This is a genomic window from Pseudomonas cimarronensis (genome assembly GCF_049331905.1).
Taxonomy (GTDB): domain Bacteria; phylum Pseudomonadota; class Gammaproteobacteria; order Pseudomonadales; family Pseudomonadaceae; genus Aquipseudomonas.
Genome location: NZ_CP186283.1, coordinates 3,644,867 through 3,660,464 on the forward strand (window position 1 = coordinate 3,644,867; position 15,598 = coordinate 3,660,464).

The following is a 15,598-nucleotide window of genomic DNA, read 5'->3' on the forward strand; positions in this document are numbered from 1 at the left end:
TAGCCGCGCAGCGGCGTAACCCATCACCACGGGCCAAGGTAAAAGCCAGTTAGTCGCGCTCAGACCACATCACGCCACCGGTGGCCCAGTCACCTTTTTTCACTTCCTCGAAGATCACATCCACTGCGCTGGCATCGCAGCCAAGCACCTTGGTCGACGCGTCGGTCAGGGCCTTGGCGTACTCGCGTTTGATCTCATCACTGCGGCCTTCGAATATTTTGACCAGGAGGGTAGGCATCTAATTAATCCTCAAGACTGAGTTAACAGGACTGCTTAGATCGGTCACGGCGATCCGCTTGGCGCATTAGGCGCGGGGGCATTATCTGACCGGCAGGACAGAAACACAAAGGGCCGCGTCAAGCGGCCCTTTGCAGGTACAGGCGGGATCAGCCGTGACGGCGCCGACGCCACAACCACAGCGCCAGCACGCCGAGGGTCAGCACCAGCGGCACCAGGGCGATATTGAGGAACTTGAGCGTGCTGCCCAGGGCCTCGATATCGGCATTCAGCTGGTAACGCACGTCGCGCAGCTCCTTGCGGATCGCCAGCTTCTGCTGCACGAACTGCTGCACCGCCGCCTGTTGCTCGGGCGTCAGCTCCAGGGCTTTGCTGGGGTCATCGCTCTGCTGCAGGGCAGCGAGCTTCTGCTCGGTATCGGCCAGTTGATTTTGCAGGGCTTGTTCCTTCTCACGGAACTTGACCTCGGCCTCACGCTGAATAGCGTCCACCACCTCGAACGGCCGGGTAAAGCGACCGCGCGAACGTACGCTGATCAGCGCTTCGGAGCCGGCCAGGTTATCCAGGGCGTTGATCGCGAAACCGGCGTTGTCCGCCCAGGGCTGCGGAATGCGCTGACCGAAGAAGTCCTGCACCTGAACCCACATGCGGTCGGTGAGCATGTCGGTGTCGGCGACGACGATCACGTTGATATTGTCAGCCTGCTTGAGGCCATCCTTCTGCCCTTCGATCCCCTCAGGGAAAGCCGTTTGCGCCGGGCCGCTGATACGCGCGGCCAGGGTGTAACGCTCACCGGTGGGCTTGAGTTCGCGGATCAGCTCTTCCGGGTTGGCCAGCATGCCGAAGCGTTTGACATCAAACGGCATGGCGTATTGCGAGCTGCGAATCAGCGGGATGAACTGGGTTTTTGCACCGTCCAGCGGCTCCAGCATGCCGGCGGTGGCCACCGTGATGGTTTCCAGCGAGGCGGTGCTGATGTCGTCCTTGTCCAGGGCGTTTTTCGGCAGGCTCAGCCAGGCGGCATGACGCACCGGCCGCTGGCCCTGCCCCATGCTCACCGACATGGCGTAGGAGCCGTCGCCCAGCACCTGATCCGGCACCATACGCAGGCCCCAGGCCTTGAACAGCGCGGGCAGGTCGGAGGCTTTGTCGATAACCATCTCGCCGGGCATTTCGGCCTGGGTATCGGCCTCGCTGAACGGGTCGACAAAGGTCAGCAACTTGCCGCCGCGCAGGACGAACTGGTCAATCGCATACAGGGTCTGCTCGGGCAGCTGCTTGGGGTGAATCAGCAGCAGCACCGAGACCTTTTCCGGGATCAGGTCGACATCGCGCTTGAGACTTTCGATCTGGAACAGCTGACGGATTTCCTCGATCAGCATCCAGGCCGGTGTCGGCTGGCGTGCGGCCATGTCGAAACCGCCGTTGACCTGCAAGCCAGACAACACGCCGACCACCGGCCGCTCGGGCTTGGCCAGGCTTTGCACCAGGCGGCTGAGTTCGTATTCAAGGAACTCTTCCTGATCCAGGGCGAAGAACGGGATCACCTGGGTCTGGCCTTCGGCATTTTTGCCGGCCAGGCCGAAGTAGATCGAGTCGCCGCCCTGCTGCAGCGGAATGCCCTGCAGACCAAATTCGGCGGCTTTGTCTTCGTCCTCGGAGAACGGTGCCGGGTCGATGATCGTCAGCTTGAGTTTGCCATCCGCCTCACGCTGGTAGGCCTTGAGCATTTCCTCAACACGCTTGGCGTAGGTGCGCAGCGCCGGCAGGTCCTTGGTGGCGGTGTCGGAATAGAAGAAGTTCAGCTCCACCGGCTCGTCCAGCTCGGCAAGAATCTGCTCGGTGCCGCTGGAAAGGGTGTAGAGCTTCTGCTCGGTCAGATCCAGACGCACGCCACTGAGGCTGACGCTGGAGAACAGGTTGAAGGCGAGAAACGCCAGGGCAATGAGTGCAAGCCCGGCGCTGGAAACCATCAGCTTTTTCATGGGCGGCCTCAGTCAGCTTTCTTCAGGTCGATTACCACCGCCGTCGCTGCCAACCAGGCGGCAATCAGGGTGAGGAAATACAGCAGGTCGCGCAGGTCGATCACGCCCTTGCTGATCGCATCGAAACGGGTCAGGAAGCTCAGCGAAGCCACGGCATCCACCAGCCATTGTGGCGCCCAGCCACTGAAACCGTCGAGCACCATGGGGAAGCCACTGACGATAAACAGGAAGCACACGCTGACGGCCAGAATAAAGGCGATCACCTGGTTCTTCGCCAGGGCCGACATGCACGAGCCAATCGCCAGGTAGGCGCCGGCCAGCAGCCAGCTGCCGATGTAACCGGTGATGATCGCGCCATTATCCGGCTCACCCAGGTAATTGACGGTGATCACCATCGGGAAGGTCAGCAGCAGCGCCAGACCGGCAAAGGCCCAGGCGGCGAGGAACTTACCGGTGACCGCATCGAAACGGGTGATCGGCAGGGTCATCAGCAGCTCGATGGTGCCACTCTTGCGCTCCTCGGCCCACAGGCGCATGGCAATCGCCGGCACCAAAAACAGGTACAGCCAGGGGTGGAAATTGAAGAACGGCGCGAGGTTGGCCTGGCCGCTCTCGAAGAAACCACCGAGGTAGAAAGTGAACACCCCGGACAACACCAGGAAGATCAGGATAAATACATAGGCCAGCGGCGTGGCGAAGTAGCTCGCCAGCTCGCGTTTGAAGACCACCGACAGCTGACTCATACCACCTCCCCACGGGTCAGGCTGCGGAACACTTCGTCCAGCCGCCCGCGTTCGACATTCAATTCCTTGACCTGCCAACCGCGCTCGGCGATCAGCGCATTGACCTGCGGGAAGATCACTTCACCCGGTTTGGCCAGGATGCTCAAGCTGTGTTCCAGGGTATTTTCTTCCACCCCGGCCACGCCCGGCAGCGCAGCCAGTGCGGCTTGGTCCAGCGGCTCGGCAGCCACCAGGGTGACGGCCTGGTGATAGCGCGAGCGGCTTTCCAGCTCCAGCGGCGTGCCATCGGCCAGTAGCTTGCCGTGGGCGATCACCACCGCGCGGGTGCACACAGCGGAGACTTCTTCAAGGATATGGGTGGAGATGATCACGATCTTGTCGTGGGCCAGGCTCTGGATAAGCTTGCGTACCTGATGCTTCTGATTCGGGTCGAGGCCATCGGTGGGCTCATCGAGAATAAGCACCTTGGGGTCATGCAGAATCGCCTGGGCCAGACCGACGCGACGTTTGAAGCCTTTCGACAGGGTTTCGATCGACTGTTCCAGCACGGCGTCCAACTCGACCTGAGCCACCGCGTTGGCCACCCGCTCACGTTTCTCGGCGCCCTTGAAACCGCGCACCTCGGCGATAAATTCGAGGAAACTGCGCACCGTCATATCGCCGTAGCACGGCGCACCTTCAGGCAGATAACCGATCTGCTGCTGAGCCTTGAGAGTGTCTTTCTGGATATCGAAACCGAGGATGCTGGCACTGCCTGAGGTCGGCGCCAGAAAGCCGGTGAGCATCTTCATGGTGGTGGATTTGCCGGCGCCGTTGGGGCCGAGAAAGCCCAGCACTTCACCGGGCTGAACGCTGAAGGACAGGTCGTCCACCGCGGTGTGCTGCGCGAAACGCTTGGTTAGATTTTTTATTTCGATCATGGCCTCTCACCGTTGCGGTAACAGGCCCTGCTTACAGCCGGGCAGGCGCAAGCCGGGCGCGCTTAAATGCCGGGGGAATATAAGGAGTCACGCGCAGGCAGCGCAAGCGAAGAACCGGCGGGTCATGTATCTGTTCGCTACAGCGCTGCTCGCCCACGCGAGCAGCGCTGGAAGAGCTAGAGATTAGAGGGTGCCGCGCAGGGCTTTCTCGAACAGCTGGCTGTATTGCGCAGCGGTAAAGGCAATCGGGTTGGTGCCGGCGGATGGGTCAACCTCGGCCATCTGCCCGACCTGTTCGATGCGCGCATCATCAATGCCGATCTCGCCGAGGCTATGCGGGATACCGACCTGCTCACGCAGCGTCATCACCCACTCAAGTACGCCCGTAAAACCGGGCTTAGCCAGGTTCAGGTAGCGCGCCATTTTCTCCATCTGCGGCTCGATACGTTCGCGGTTGGCCACCAGCACATAGGGCATCAGCACCGCGTTGAGCAGGCCGTGGTGGGCGTCGTACAGCGCGCCCAGCGGATGGGCCAGGGCGTGCATGGCACCCAGACCGCGCTGGAATGCGGTGGCGCCCATGCTGGAGGCCACCAGCATCTGCAAGCGCGCTTCAACATCACTGCCCTGCGCCACCGCGCGCGGCAGATACTGCTGCACCAGGCGCATGCCTTCCAGGGCGATGCCCTCGGCCATGGGGTGGAACAGCGGTGAACAGAAGGCTTCCAGGTTGTGCGACAGCGCATCCATACCAGTGGCGGCAGTGATCTTGGCCGGCAGGCCGAGGGTCAGCTCCGGGTCGAGGATCACCAGCGCCGGCAGCATGCGTGCGTGGAAGATGATGCGTTTGATATGTGCGGCATCATCGGTGATTACCGAGGCGCGACCGACCTCCGAGCCGGTGCCGGCGGTCGTCGGCACCGCCACCACCGGTGCCATGCCGGCAACATTGACGCGGTTGCAGTTGTCGCCGATGTCCTCGAAATCCCACAACGGTCGATCCTGGCCAACCATCAGGGCGATGGCCTTGCCGGCATCCAGCGCCGAACCGCCGCCAAAGGCGATCACCCCGTCATGCTTGCCGACCTTGAACGCGGCCACCCCGTCCATCACGTTCTGCCCGGTGGGGTTGCCCTTGATGCCATGGAACAACCCGGCCTTGAGGCCATCATCGCGGCAGTGCAACAGCGCGCGGTCGATCATCGGCAAGGCGGCCAGGCCAGGGTCGGTGACCAGCAGCGGTGCGCTCATGCCCAGTTGCCGGCAGGCCGCCGCCAGCTCGTTGATGCGGCCCACGCCGACGCGCACCGAGGTCGGGTAATTCCAGTTCATGCGGTAGTGATTCAGGTCCATGGCGCGCCTCACAGCTGAGTTTTGAAGTGGAAGGATTTCGGCCGGGTGACGTGCTCGAAGCCGACGCTGGACAGGGTGCAGCCGCGCCCGGAGTTCTTCACCCCGGTCCAGGCCAGTGCCGGGTCGAGATAGTCGCAGCGGTTGAGAAACACCGTGCCCGCCTCTACCCGCTCGGCCAGGGACATGGCGGCATCCACGTCACGGCTGAAGATCGCGGCCGTCAGGCCAAACTCGCTGTCGTTCATCAGCGCCAGGGCTTCTTCGTCATCCTTGACCTTCTGGATGCCCACCACGGGACCGAAGGATTCTTCGGTCATCACCCGCATACCGTGGTGCACATTGGTCAGCACCTGCGGCGCCAGGTACTGGGAGCCGGGGTGGTCCAGGGCAAAGTCGGCCGGCACCAGGTGCGCGGTGGCGCCCTGCTCGATGGCATCGTGAATCTGCCCGCGGACGAAATCCGCCGCCTCGGCACGCACCAAAGGGCCGAGTGTGGTGTCCGGGTCATCGGAACGACCTAGCTTGTATTGTTTGACCAGCGCCACCGCCTGCTCGACGAAGGTGTCATACAGCGATTCGTGCACATAGATGCGCTCGATACCGCAGCAGGATTGCCCGGAGTTGAAGAACGCGCCGTCTATTGTGGTTTCCACCGCGTGGGCCAGGTCGGCGTCGGCGCGCACATAGGCCGGGTCCTTGCCGCCCAACTCCAGGCCGATGCTGAGAAAGCGCCCCACCGCCACCCGTTCGACCATGGTGCCGCCGGGTACCGAACCGGTGAAGGCCACATGGGCAATGGTCGGTGCCTGGATCAGCGCCTCGGTTTCACCGTGGCTCAGGTGCAGGTACTGGAACACCCCGTCCGGCAAGCCGGCCTCGCTGAAGGCTTCGACCATGCGCTCGGCACACAGCGGGGTTTGCGCGGAGTGCTTGAGCAGCACCGCATTGCCGGCCAGCAGCGCCGGCATCACCGCGTTTACCGCCGTCAGGTAGGGATAGTTCCAGGGCGCGATCACCAGCGCCACACCCAGCGGTTCACGGCGGATAAAACGGATAAATCCGGGCTTTTCCGGCACCTGGATATCGGCCAGGGCCTGCTCGGCGATATCCGCCATATAGCTGGCACGTTCGACAAAGCCGCGCACTTCGCCTGCGGCATAGCGGATCGGCCGGCCCATCATCCAGCACAGCTCTTCAGCCAGCTGGGTTTCCTTGGCGGCGAACGCAGCAATCGCCTTACGGCCGATGGCGATACGTTCAGCCAGCGGGGTGGTCTTCCAGTCCTGCTGCGCCAACTCAGCCTTGGCCAGAGCCGCCTGAATCTCCGGGTTGGAGGCCAGATGGCGCTCGACATACACCGAGCCATCGATGGGGGAAATGCATTGCAGTTTGCTCATTGAAAAGACTCCATAAGCCCAATCAGCCGGGGCTGCGCGCTAGATAATTTCGAAGTAGCGATCCAGTTCCCAGTCGCTGACATGCCGGCGGTATTCGCGCTCTTCCCATTCGCGGCTGGCGGCGAAGTGCTCGACAAACTCATCGCCAAACAGCTCCCGCGCCGCTGTCGACCCCTTCAGCCGTTGCGCCGCATCCCACAGGGTGCGCGGCAGGGCCAGCTCTTCCGGGTGCTTCATGGCGTAGGCATTCCCCACCACCGGCTCGGTGGGTTCCCACTGCTGCATCACACCGTACAGACCGGAGCCGAGGGCCACCGAGAGGGCCAGAAACGGATTGCCGTCGGCCGCACCGAGGCGATATTCCTGACGCTGGGATTTGTCGCTGCCGGGAATGACGCGCAGTGCGGCGGTGCGGTTCTCCACTCCCCAGGTGGCATCGGTGGGCGCCCAGAAGCCGGGAATCAGCCGGCGGTAGCTGTTCAGCGTGGGCGCCACCATGCACAGGAATTCCGGCATCAGGCGCTGCTGGCCAGCCAGAAAGTGGCGCTGAATCTTGCTCATGTTGTGCGCCTGGCTCGGGTCATAGAACGCCGACTTGCCGCTGGCCAGATCACGCAGCGACACGTGGATATGCCCACTCTGCCCCGGATACTTGCCCGACCACTTGGCCATAAAGGTGGCCATCAGACCGTTGCGCTGGGCCAGCACCTTCATAAAAGTCTTGAACAACGCGCCCTTGTCGGCGGCGGCTTCGGCGCGGTCGTAGGCAATGGCCGCCTCCAGCACACCGGGGCCGGTTTCGGTGTGCAGGCCTTCGATGGGAAAATCCATGCGCTCGGCCATTTCCAGAATCTCGTGGTACAGCTCGGCGTGCACCGAGTTGCGGATCATCGAGTAGCCAAACCAGTCCGGGGTAAACGGCTTGAGGTTGCGAAAGCCCTTCTCGCGCGCCGACTCGGGGGTTTCATCGAACATGAAGAACTCATATTCCAGCGCCGCGAACGCATCAAAGCCCATGGCCTTGCTGCGCTCGACCACCCGCCGCAGGGTGCCGCGTGGGCAGACTTTTTCCGCCGCCTCGGCAAACTCGCAGATAAACAGCAGCATGCCGTTCTCGAAGGGCAACTCACGGCAGGTATGCGGCAGCACGCGCACCGGGGCATCGGGGTAACCGGTGTGCCAGCCGGTGTACTGGGCGTTGTCGTAGAGCTGGTCCTTCACGTCCCAGCCAAGCACCACATCGCAGAAGGCAAAGCCGCTGTCGAGGGCAGAGAAGAATTTGCTGCGGCTGAGGTATTTGCCACGCATCACGCCATCGTTATCGAACACCCCGACCTTGATATGGCTAAGGCCGCGCTCTTCGACAATACGCTTGGCATCCTGAACGGTTTTCACGTCTCGCGGATTGAGCATAAATGCACCTGTCTATTGTTGTTATGGCCGACATCCGGTGTCAGTCCTGCAGGCAACAACAGCGTCTCAAGCGCATCCCCACAACCACCACACAACGCGCCCTGACTACTAACCAACACCTGTTAGAACACCCGGCAAAAAGCTCCATCAGTGTGGTACAGGTTTGCCAAGTTGGCTGGGCAATTAGGCAAAACAACCGGCAAGCGTTGCAGCACAGGTGACGGCAGACACTGCTCTGCTGTAAAAGCACAGACCACCGCCCGCCGAACACCTGGCTGCATGCGCCAAGTGGCTGCCAGAAGCCATACCGGAGACTGCTTGAACCCGATGCCCCGCCCCCAGCCAGCGCCCGGCCAGACTCGGAATCGCGCAGCAGTTGCCGCCGCCCTGGTACTGACCCTCGCTACCTGGCTTGCGCCTACGGCCTGTTTGGCACGTGACTGGCTGATCTACACCCACAGCCTGGATAACCAGGCCGTGCTGATCGACGGCCAGTTACGCGGCCGCGAACATGCCGGCAAGCGGGCGTTCTTTCTGGAGCTGGTGCGCGAGCTGCTGACTGATATGGCCAAGCCGCTGGCAATCCAGGAAGTGCCCTTGGCGCGTGGGCTGGCGCAACTGCAACAGCGTGACGATGTGGTGCTCTTCAACCTTGGCAAAACCCCGGAGCGCCTGCCGCTGGCGCACTGGGTCGGGCCCATCTGGGAAGAGACCGACTGGCTCTACGAGAACAGCCAACGACCCACTGGTATCCACAAACTGGAAGATGCCAAGAACCTCTCGGTGTGCGTGCTCAACGGCAGCTCCCATGACGAACGCCTTACGGCCATGGCGTTCACCCAGCTAAAACGCAACAACGCCTACAGCACCTGCTTCGGCATGCTCGCAGCCGGCCGGGTTGCGCTGGTTGCCTCGGCCGACTCCGGGCTGGCGCACAGGCTGAACGAGGCTGGCGTCGCGGCTGACAGGGTACGCCCGAGCGCCGTGCAACTGGGCCGCGACGAAGGCTTTATCGCCCTGTCACGTGGGATGCCGGAGCAGGATATCGCGCGCTGGCGCGCTGCCTTGTTGCACGTGCAGCAGGATGGTCGCTTCCAAGCCTTGCGCGATCGCTACGCGCACTGACTGAGCCGCCTGCCCGCCGCGCAAAAAATACGCCCGCATTTTGCAATGCGGGCGTGAGGTGTAGCGAACCCAGGCAGCTGTCAGCGATAAGGCGCGCCAGCCTTGGCCATGAGGGCGTTGTACTTCTTGAAGATTTCCACCACACGGGCGCAGCGCGGGCTGGTCTTGGCGATTTCATCCCAGAACACCTGGGCTTCGGCCTCAACAGTGGCCCACTCCTCTGGTGCAATAGAGGTCAGCTGCAACTTGCCACCCTCGACCCGCAGTTGCGCCTCGCCGCCCCAATACCAGTGCTGACGGTAGTAGTTGGAGCTGTCCATGCACAGCTTGAACAGGGTTTTCAGGTGCTCGGGCACCTCGGCCCATTTGTCCGAATTGGCGAAGTAGGAACCGCACCAGGCGCCGGAAATATTGTTGGTGAGGAAGTATTTGGTCACGTTGGCCCAGCCGACGGTGTAATCCTCGGTGATACCAGACCAGGCAATGCCGTCCAGTTCGCCGGTCTGCATGGCCACCTCGACATCTTCCCAGGGCAGGGTTACCGGGATCACGCCAAAGCGGGTGAGGAACTTGCCGGCTGTGGGGAAGGTAAAGATGCGCTTGCCCTTGAGGTGCTCAAGCTTGGTGATTGGCTCGACCGTGGCGAAGTGGCAGGGGTCCCAGGCGCCGGCGCCGAGCCAGGTCACGCCTTTGACTTCACCATAGGCCTCGGCCCAGATTTCATTGAGCCCGTACTGGTTGAACAGCACTGGAATGTCCAGGCTGTAACGGGTGGCAAAGGGGAAGTAGCCGCCGAACACCGAGATATCCACGGGCGCGGCGATGGAGTCATCATCGCTCTGCACGGCATCGATGGTGCCCTTCTGCATGGCGCGGAACAGCTCGCCGGTGGGCACCAGCTGGTCGGCGTAATACAGCTGGATTTCCATCTCGCCATTGGCGGCCTTGTTGAAGGCGTCGATGGACGGTTTGATCACATGCTCGCCCAAGGCCGCGCCGGCATAGGTCTGCAGGCGCCAGACGATTTTCTTCGGTTCGGCGGCGTAGATATGCGCCGAACCCAATGCCGTTGCCCCTGCTGCCCCGGTGGCCACCGCGGCGGTTTTCAGAAAACTGCGTCTCGTACTCATGCTGTTATCTCCAGGCTTGTCGATTCAGATGGCATACAACCGCACTGCCTGGCCCACGGGGCACTGGCAGGGTTTTCAGAGGGGCAACCTGCACCTGATTGCTCAAAAGCCCTTGAGGATTGCGCACGGCATAAGCAGCACATGCCGCAGTAATCCTCACTGGCTTCTATAGGTGCGACTGCGCTGGCCTACAGCTGAAATTCATGTGCTCAGCCGCCGTAATGCCACTGCGGCAGCCACAGGGCGATCTGCGGGAAGACCATGACCAGCACCAGCGCCAGCACCATGATCAGCACGAATGGGGTAACCGAGACGTAGATGTCGCGCAGCGAGACTTCCGGCGGAGCCATGGCGCGCATCAGAAACAGGTTGTAGCCAAAGGGCGGGGTCATATAGGCGATCTGGCAGGTGATGGTGTAGAGCACGCCATACCAGACCAGGTCGAAGCCCAGGGCGCCGACCAGCGGAATATAGAGGGGGGCGACGATCACCAGCATGGCGGTGTCATCGAGGAACATGCCCATGATAATGAACGACAGCTGCATCAAGATCAGCACCTGCCACGGTCCCAGGCCGAGGCTTTCGAGGAAGAACGCCTCAATCGCCTTGACCGCGCCGAGGCCGTCGAACACCGCGCCGAAGCACAGGGCGGCGAGGATGATCCACATAAACATGCAGCTGATGCCGAGGGTCTTGCGCAGGGTTTCTTCCATCACGCTGCGGGTCAAACGCCCCTTGACCAGCGCCATCAGGGTGGCTGCCGCTGCGCCCACCGCAGAGCTTTCCACCAGGCTGGTGATGCCCATGAGAAACAGCCCGGTCATGCAGAAGAAGATAAACAACGGCGCAATGCCGGCCTTGAGCAGCAAGAGCTTCTCGCGCCGGCTGATCTGACTGCGCTCCTGCTCAGACAGCGCCGGCCCCAGCTCGGGCTGCAAGCGGCAACGTATGGCGATATAGAGGATAAACAGCCCCGCCATCAGCAAGCCGGGAAACACCCCGGCCAACCACAGCTGGCCGACGGGCTGGCGGGCGATCATGCCGTACAGCACCAGCACCACACTGGGCGGAATCAGAATACCGAGGGAACTGCCGGCCTGAATCACCCCGGTGACCATGATCTTGTCGTAACCACGACGTAACAGCTCCGGCAGGGCGATGCTCGCGCCAATGGCCATGCCCGCCACGCTCAGGCCATTCATCGCCGAGATCGCCACCATCAGGCCGATGGTGCCGATGGCCAGACCGCCATTGAGCGGGCCCATCCAGACGTGGAACATCTTGTAGAGGTCTTCGGCCAGCCCCGATTCGGAGAGCATGTAACCCATAAATACGAACAGCGGCAGGGTCAGCAGTGGGTACCACTTCATCAGCTTCATGGCCGCACTGAAGGCCATTTCCGAACCGCCATCGCCCCACAACAGCAGGGCCGCCGCCACCGCGACAAAACCAATCGCGCCAAATACCCGTTTGCCGGTAAGCAGCAGCAACATCATCGAGGAGAACATCAGCAGGGCGATCAGCTCGTAATCCATTACAGCGGTTCCCCCCGCGCGGCGGCGATGTCCTTGAACAGGGTGGCGATGGCCTGCAGCAGCATCAGGGCGATACCGACGCACATGATGATCTTGATCGGCGCCATTTTCGGCGACCAGGCCGAGTAGCTGGTTTCGTTGTACTCAATGGCGTACTGGGTCGAGGAAATACCGCCGTAGAGCAGGAACACCAGGTAGAAAATCAGAAAGCCGATGGTGATCGCATCGATGATCGCGCGGGCCCGTGGCGACCAGCGGCTGTAGAACAGGTCCATGCGCACATGGGCATCGAGCTGCATGGAATAGGCGCCGCCAAGCAGGAAGTAGGCGACCATCAGAAACTGCGCCGATTCCAGCGTCCAGGCGGCCGGCATAAAGAACGTCTTGCTGATGGAGGAATACAGCAGCACGCCGAGAATGGCGAAGATCAGGTACATGGCGAAGCGCCCGACCACGCGGTTGAGCGCCTCCACTGCGTGCACAAACAGCCTGATGGCCTTGGGCATACTGCACCTGCCGAATAATTGTTATTCCGAGAGCCTAGACCAAGATTGGCCAAAGCCAATCAGCGCAAAGTGCGTTAGCACAAAGCACGCCAGCTCTTTTGCACAGGTAATCTCTCTCGAAATATCAGCAGCTTAGTGCGCAGCAAAAAACCGCCCTAAACCCCGGCTAGCCCTCTAGAAAGCCCATCAGCACCGCCACGGTGCGTGCGGGGTCCTCTTCTTGGGGCACATGGCCGAGGTCGTCGAACAGCACCAGACGACTGCCCTTGATGTCGCGCTTGAAGCGTTCGGCGTTGACCGGCGGAATCAACTCATCGCGACCACCCCAGATAATCAGCGTCGGCACCTTGAGTTCGGCGATACGGGTGTAGCTCTGCCCCACTTCGGCCTGGATAAAGCGCTGACGCAAGGCTTCACGATTGCCGGCGCGCAGGGTCAGCTCGTAGTAGCGATCAATCAGCTCATCGCTGACCTTGTCCGGATCGCCGTAGACGTTGCGGATGCTTGCCTCGATCATCTGCCGGGGCAACAGATTGGCCATCAGTGGCGCTAGCGCGGGAATCTGCGCCAGACGAAAACCGATGGGCATGGAGGTGGCGTTGCGCGGATAACCGGCGGCATCCACCAGCACCAGCCGTTCAACACGCTGCGGATAGTCCAGGGCAAATTGCCAGGCCAGTTGCCCGCCAAAGCTGTTGCCCGCCACCACCGCACGCGGCACCTGCAACTGATCCAGCACATGGCCGAGAAAGGCGCTGTAGTGGGCCATGCGGTAATCACCATCGGGGAATGGCCCGGTCAGGCCAAAGCCCGGCAGATCGAGGCTTATCACCCGACGCTTGGCCTGCAACGCCGACACCCAGCCCTCCCAGGTGTGCAGGCTGGCCGAGGTACCATGCAGCAACACGATTGGCGCGGGGTCATCGCGCGGGCCCTGGTCGCGCAGGTGCACCAACATGCCGTCCACCGCGACAAACTGCGACGGCGGCAAAGCCCAGCGCGGTTTGAGGTCCGCCACGGGGCGATCCGGCGCCCAGTTCCAGGCGACCGCAGCGGCCAGACTGATAAGTATCAGCAACACAACGGATACGGCGATCTGTACGGCACGCTTCATGGTCGACACCTGAGGACGGGGCACTGGCAATACTAGCCAACGAGGCGCAGCTTGCCTGTGACCGTCGTGCAGCAAGCTTTTGTAGGAGCGGCCCATGGCCGCGATAAGGGCTTCGCGGGCATGGCCCGTCCCTACAGATTGCTCATTTAAAAGACGAAAAAAAGCCCCGATGTGCCGGGGCTTGAGGAGTGTTGCGCCGTTTTGCGGCGCACACGATAAAACGGGTTATTAGACCAGGCTGGTCAGGGCATCACGACTAAACGGCAGAATGTCCTGCTCGCGGCCATCGCGTACTTTTACCGCCCAATCCGGATCGACCAACAGCGCGCGGCCTACGGCAACCAGGTCGAACTCCTGCTTGTTCAGGCGCTCCAGCAGGTTTTCCAGGCTGGCCGGCTGGGCCACTTTGTCGGTGTTGACCATAAATTGAAGGAACTCGCCGTCCAGGCCGACGCTGCCGACGGTGATGGTCGGCTTGCCGGTGAGCTTGCGCGTCCAGCCGGCCAGGTTGAGGTCCGAGCCGTCGAACTCCGGCTCCCAGAAGCGGCGGGTCGAGCAGTGGAAGATGTCCACGCCGGCGTCGCTCAGCGGCTTGAGGAATGCTCCCAGCTCTTCCGGGGTCTGCACCAGGCGTGCGGTGTAGTCCTGCTGCTTCCACTGCGAGAAGCGGAAGATGATCGGGAATTCCGGGCCCACTGCAGCGCGTACGGCCTGGATCAGTTCGATGGCAAAGCGCGAGCGCTGCGCCAGGTCACCGCCGTATTCGTCGGTACGCTGATTGCTGCCGGCCCAGAAGAACTGGTCGACCAGGTAACCGTGGGCGCCGTGGATTTCCACGCCGTCCATGCCAATCGCTTGGGCATCCTTGGCGGCCTGGGCGAAGGCGGCGATCACGTCCTTGATGTCGTCCTGGGTCATGCCATGAACCACGACATTGCCCTCTTTGATCTTCTCGCTCGGACCGTAGCCTGGAACGCTGGCATCCGGCTCGGTGCCCAGCTTGCGCACATTACCCACGTGCCACAGTTGCGGAACGATCTTGCCGCCTTCGGCGTGCACCGCTTCGACCACTTTCTTCCAGCCGGCCAGGGCGTCCTCGCCGTAGAAACGCGGCACATTCGGGTAACCGTTGGCGGCCTTGTGACCGACGGTGGTGCCTTCGGTGACGATCAGGCCAACACCGGCAGCGGCGCGGCGGCGGTAATACTCGATGACCTTGCTGTTGGGCACGCCACCTGGGGAGAAGGAACGGGTCATCGGCGCCATGACCACACGGGTCGGCAGCGCCAGGTTGCCCAGGCTGAAGGGTTGGAACAGCGCTTTAACTGAATCGGTCATCATCATTCCTCGGGGCGCTTGGAGCAGCGCAACTGGTTAAACGGGGGAAGCCTGCAACAACAGCTGCAAACGGTGGATAAAGTCAGTCAGGGCGCGGGTGTTGTTGGCCACCTTGAGCCGGGTCAGCGCGCCTTGCCAGGCGTTGGCGATAAAGCTCGCCAGGTTGCGGCAATCTTCGTCAGCAGGGAGTTCACCCGCGGCCTGCGCCTGCTCCAGGCAGGCCTGCAGGATGTCCGCCGAGGCTTGCAGAATCGCATCGACCTGCGCACCCAGCGTCGGCGACAGCTCGGCCATTTCGAAGCTCAGGCTGCCGATAAAGCAGTGGTATTCCAGACGTTCCTGGCGCGCAAAGTGCTCCACCAGCTCACTGTAATAACCGAGGATGCGCTCACGCGGGCTCAGCGCCGCGTTGCTCAGGGCTTCGGCATAACGCGCCAGACGTGGCTGATAGACCTGCTGCAGGGCCTGCAGGGCAAAGTCTTCCTTGCTGGCGAAGTAGTGATAAAAGGAGCCTTTCGGCACCCCCGCCGCCTGGACGATTTCCTGCACACCGGCGCCGTGATAACCACGACGGGTCATCACCTCGGCACCTTTGGCGAGGATCAGGTCACGCTTGTCGAGTCGGATGCTGGAGTTCATGCCGGCAAGAATATGACCGGTCGTCTCGCCTCACCCAGCACTATTGATTTGCGTGATTATCAGCAAGAAGCCGCGCAGTTTTTAGAAACGACAAAGCCGCGAACAGGTCGCGGCTTTGTGGGCAGGCGTGAGCCTTGGTCAGCGCTGTGCGCGCTGACTCGAT

General features: G+C 62.0%; 14 protein-coding genes. 1 reads left to right on the forward strand and 13 read right to left on the reverse strand.

The window, feature by feature from the left end; translation table 11 throughout:
* Positions 1 to 49 precede the first annotated feature (49 nt).
* The 7 genes from ACOCLD_RS17020 to ACOCLD_RS17050 all read right to left on the reverse strand — a co-directional run bounded on the left by ACOCLD_RS17020 (position 50) and on the right by ACOCLD_RS17050 (position 8,048).
* Positions 50 to 238 (reverse strand): 4-oxalocrotonate tautomerase, encoded by a 189-nt coding sequence (locus tag ACOCLD_RS17020; protein WP_090251538.1) that lies wholly within the window; start codon positions 236 to 238, stop codon positions 50 to 52.
* A 148-nt stretch (positions 239 to 386) separates the two neighbouring features.
* Positions 387 to 2,222 carry a GldG family protein gene (locus ACOCLD_RS17025; protein WP_422910017.1) on the reverse strand — a complete coding sequence of 612 codons (1,836 nt, stop codon included), beginning with the start codon at positions 2,220 to 2,222 and terminating at the stop codon, positions 387 to 389.
* A gap of 8 nt (positions 2,223 to 2,230) precedes the next feature.
* The gene (locus ACOCLD_RS17030; RefSeq protein WP_233686360.1) at positions 2,231 to 2,965 is read right to left on the reverse strand and encodes an ABC transporter permease subunit; all 735 of its coding nucleotides are present in this window, start codon (positions 2,963 to 2,965) and stop codon (positions 2,231 to 2,233) included.
* The gene (locus ACOCLD_RS17035) at positions 2,962 to 3,885 is read right to left on the reverse strand and encodes an ABC transporter ATP-binding protein (protein WP_422910018.1); all 924 of its coding nucleotides are present in this window, start codon (positions 3,883 to 3,885) and stop codon (positions 2,962 to 2,964) included. Before ACOCLD_RS17035 ends, ACOCLD_RS17030 begins: the two co-directional genes overlap by 4 nt.
* Before the next feature lie 183 nt (positions 3,886 to 4,068).
* A complete protein-coding gene (locus ACOCLD_RS17040) occupies positions 4,069 to 5,238 on the reverse strand; it encodes an iron-containing alcohol dehydrogenase (protein WP_422910019.1) in 1,170 nt (389 codons plus the stop codon).
* A gap of 8 nt (positions 5,239 to 5,246) precedes the next feature.
* The gene (locus ACOCLD_RS17045) at positions 5,247 to 6,635 is read right to left on the reverse strand and encodes an aldehyde dehydrogenase family protein (RefSeq protein ID WP_422910020.1); all 1,389 of its coding nucleotides are present in this window, start codon (positions 6,633 to 6,635) and stop codon (positions 5,247 to 5,249) included.
* A 39-nt stretch (positions 6,636 to 6,674) separates the two neighbouring features.
* A complete protein-coding gene (locus ACOCLD_RS17050; protein WP_233686364.1) occupies positions 6,675 to 8,048 on the reverse strand; it encodes a glutamine synthetase family protein in 1,374 nt (457 codons plus the stop codon).
* Between the two features lie 318 nt (positions 8,049 to 8,366).
* Here ACOCLD_RS17050 and ACOCLD_RS17055 point away from each other — a divergent pair, with 318 nt between their 5' ends.
* A complete protein-coding gene (locus ACOCLD_RS17055; RefSeq protein WP_422910021.1) occupies positions 8,367 to 9,173 on the forward strand; it encodes a substrate-binding periplasmic protein in 807 nt (268 codons plus the stop codon).
* Between the two features lie 80 nt (positions 9,174 to 9,253).
* Here the strand turns inward: ACOCLD_RS17055 and ACOCLD_RS17060 are convergent, their stop codons facing one another.
* The 6 genes from ACOCLD_RS17060 to ACOCLD_RS17085 form a co-directional block, all read right to left on the reverse strand.
* Positions 9,254 to 10,303 (reverse strand): TRAP transporter substrate-binding protein, encoded by a 1,050-nt coding sequence (locus ACOCLD_RS17060; protein WP_422910022.1) that lies wholly within the window; start codon positions 10,301 to 10,303, stop codon positions 9,254 to 9,256.
* 209 nt (positions 10,304 to 10,512) lie between these two features.
* Positions 10,513 to 11,838, reverse strand: a complete 1,326-nt coding sequence (locus tag ACOCLD_RS17065) for a TRAP transporter large permease (RefSeq protein WP_422910023.1) — start codon at positions 11,836 to 11,838, stop codon at positions 10,513 to 10,515.
* Complete coding sequence (locus ACOCLD_RS17070; protein ID WP_422910024.1) at positions 11,838 to 12,344, reverse strand: TRAP transporter small permease subunit; 507 nt, start codon at positions 12,342 to 12,344, stop codon at positions 11,838 to 11,840. The genes ACOCLD_RS17065 and ACOCLD_RS17070 overlap by 1 nt, the downstream gene beginning before the upstream one ends.
* Before the next feature lie 166 nt (positions 12,345 to 12,510).
* A complete protein-coding gene (locus ACOCLD_RS17075) occupies positions 12,511 to 13,458 on the reverse strand; it encodes an alpha/beta fold hydrolase (RefSeq protein ID WP_422910025.1) in 948 nt (315 codons plus the stop codon).
* A gap of 228 nt (positions 13,459 to 13,686) precedes the next feature.
* Positions 13,687 to 14,796, reverse strand: a complete 1,110-nt coding sequence (locus ACOCLD_RS17080; RefSeq protein WP_422910026.1) for an NADH:flavin oxidoreductase — start codon at positions 14,794 to 14,796, stop codon at positions 13,687 to 13,689.
* Positions 14,797 to 14,832: 36 nt separating this feature from the next.
* Positions 14,833 to 15,435, reverse strand: a complete 603-nt coding sequence (locus ACOCLD_RS17085; RefSeq protein ID WP_233686370.1) for a TetR/AcrR family transcriptional regulator — start codon at positions 15,433 to 15,435, stop codon at positions 14,833 to 14,835.
* Positions 15,436 to 15,598: the final 163 nt, after the last annotated feature.

What these genes read in the sequence shown, in the direction of transcription:
- ACOCLD_RS17020 (WP_090251538.1), bottom strand. Translation starts at nt 238, where the DNA reads ATGCCTACCCTCCTGGTCAAAATATTCGAAGGCCGCAGTGATGAGATC.
- ACOCLD_RS17025 (WP_422910017.1), bottom strand. Translation starts at nt 2,222, where the DNA reads ATGAAAAAGCTGATGGTTTCCAGCGCCGGGCTTGCACTCATTGCCCTG.
- ACOCLD_RS17030 (WP_233686360.1), bottom strand. Translation starts at nt 2,965, where the DNA reads ATGAGTCAGCTGTCGGTGGTCTTCAAACGCGAGCTGGCGAGCTACTTC.
- ACOCLD_RS17035 (WP_422910018.1), bottom strand. Translation starts at nt 3,885, where the DNA reads ATGATCGAAATAAAAAATCTAACCAAGCGTTTCGCGCAGCACACCGCG.
- ACOCLD_RS17040 (WP_422910019.1), bottom strand. Translation starts at nt 5,238, where the DNA reads ATGGACCTGAATCACTACCGCATGAACTGGAATTACCCGACCTCGGTG.
- ACOCLD_RS17045 (WP_422910020.1), bottom strand. Translation starts at nt 6,635, where the DNA reads ATGAGCAAACTGCAATGCATTTCCCCCATCGATGGCTCGGTGTATGTC.
- ACOCLD_RS17050 (WP_233686364.1), bottom strand. Translation starts at nt 8,048, where the DNA reads ATGCTCAATCCGCGAGACGTGAAAACCGTTCAGGATGCCAAGCGTATT.
- ACOCLD_RS17060 (WP_422910022.1), bottom strand. Translation starts at nt 10,303, where the DNA reads ATGAGTACGAGACGCAGTTTTCTGAAAACCGCCGCGGTGGCCACCGGG.
- ACOCLD_RS17065 (WP_422910023.1), bottom strand. Translation starts at nt 11,838, where the DNA reads ATGGATTACGAGCTGATCGCCCTGCTGATGTTCTCCTCGATGATGTTG.
- ACOCLD_RS17070 (WP_422910024.1), bottom strand. Translation starts at nt 12,344, where the DNA reads ATGCCCAAGGCCATCAGGCTGTTTGTGCACGCAGTGGAGGCGCTCAAC.
- ACOCLD_RS17075 (WP_422910025.1), bottom strand. Translation starts at nt 13,458, where the DNA reads ATGAAGCGTGCCGTACAGATCGCCGTATCCGTTGTGTTGCTGATACTT.
- ACOCLD_RS17080 (WP_422910026.1), bottom strand. Translation starts at nt 14,796, where the DNA reads ATGACCGATTCAGTTAAAGCGCTGTTCCAACCCTTCAGCCTGGGCAAC.
- ACOCLD_RS17085 (WP_233686370.1), bottom strand. Translation starts at nt 15,435, where the DNA reads ATGAACTCCAGCATCCGACTCGACAAGCGTGACCTGATCCTCGCCAAA.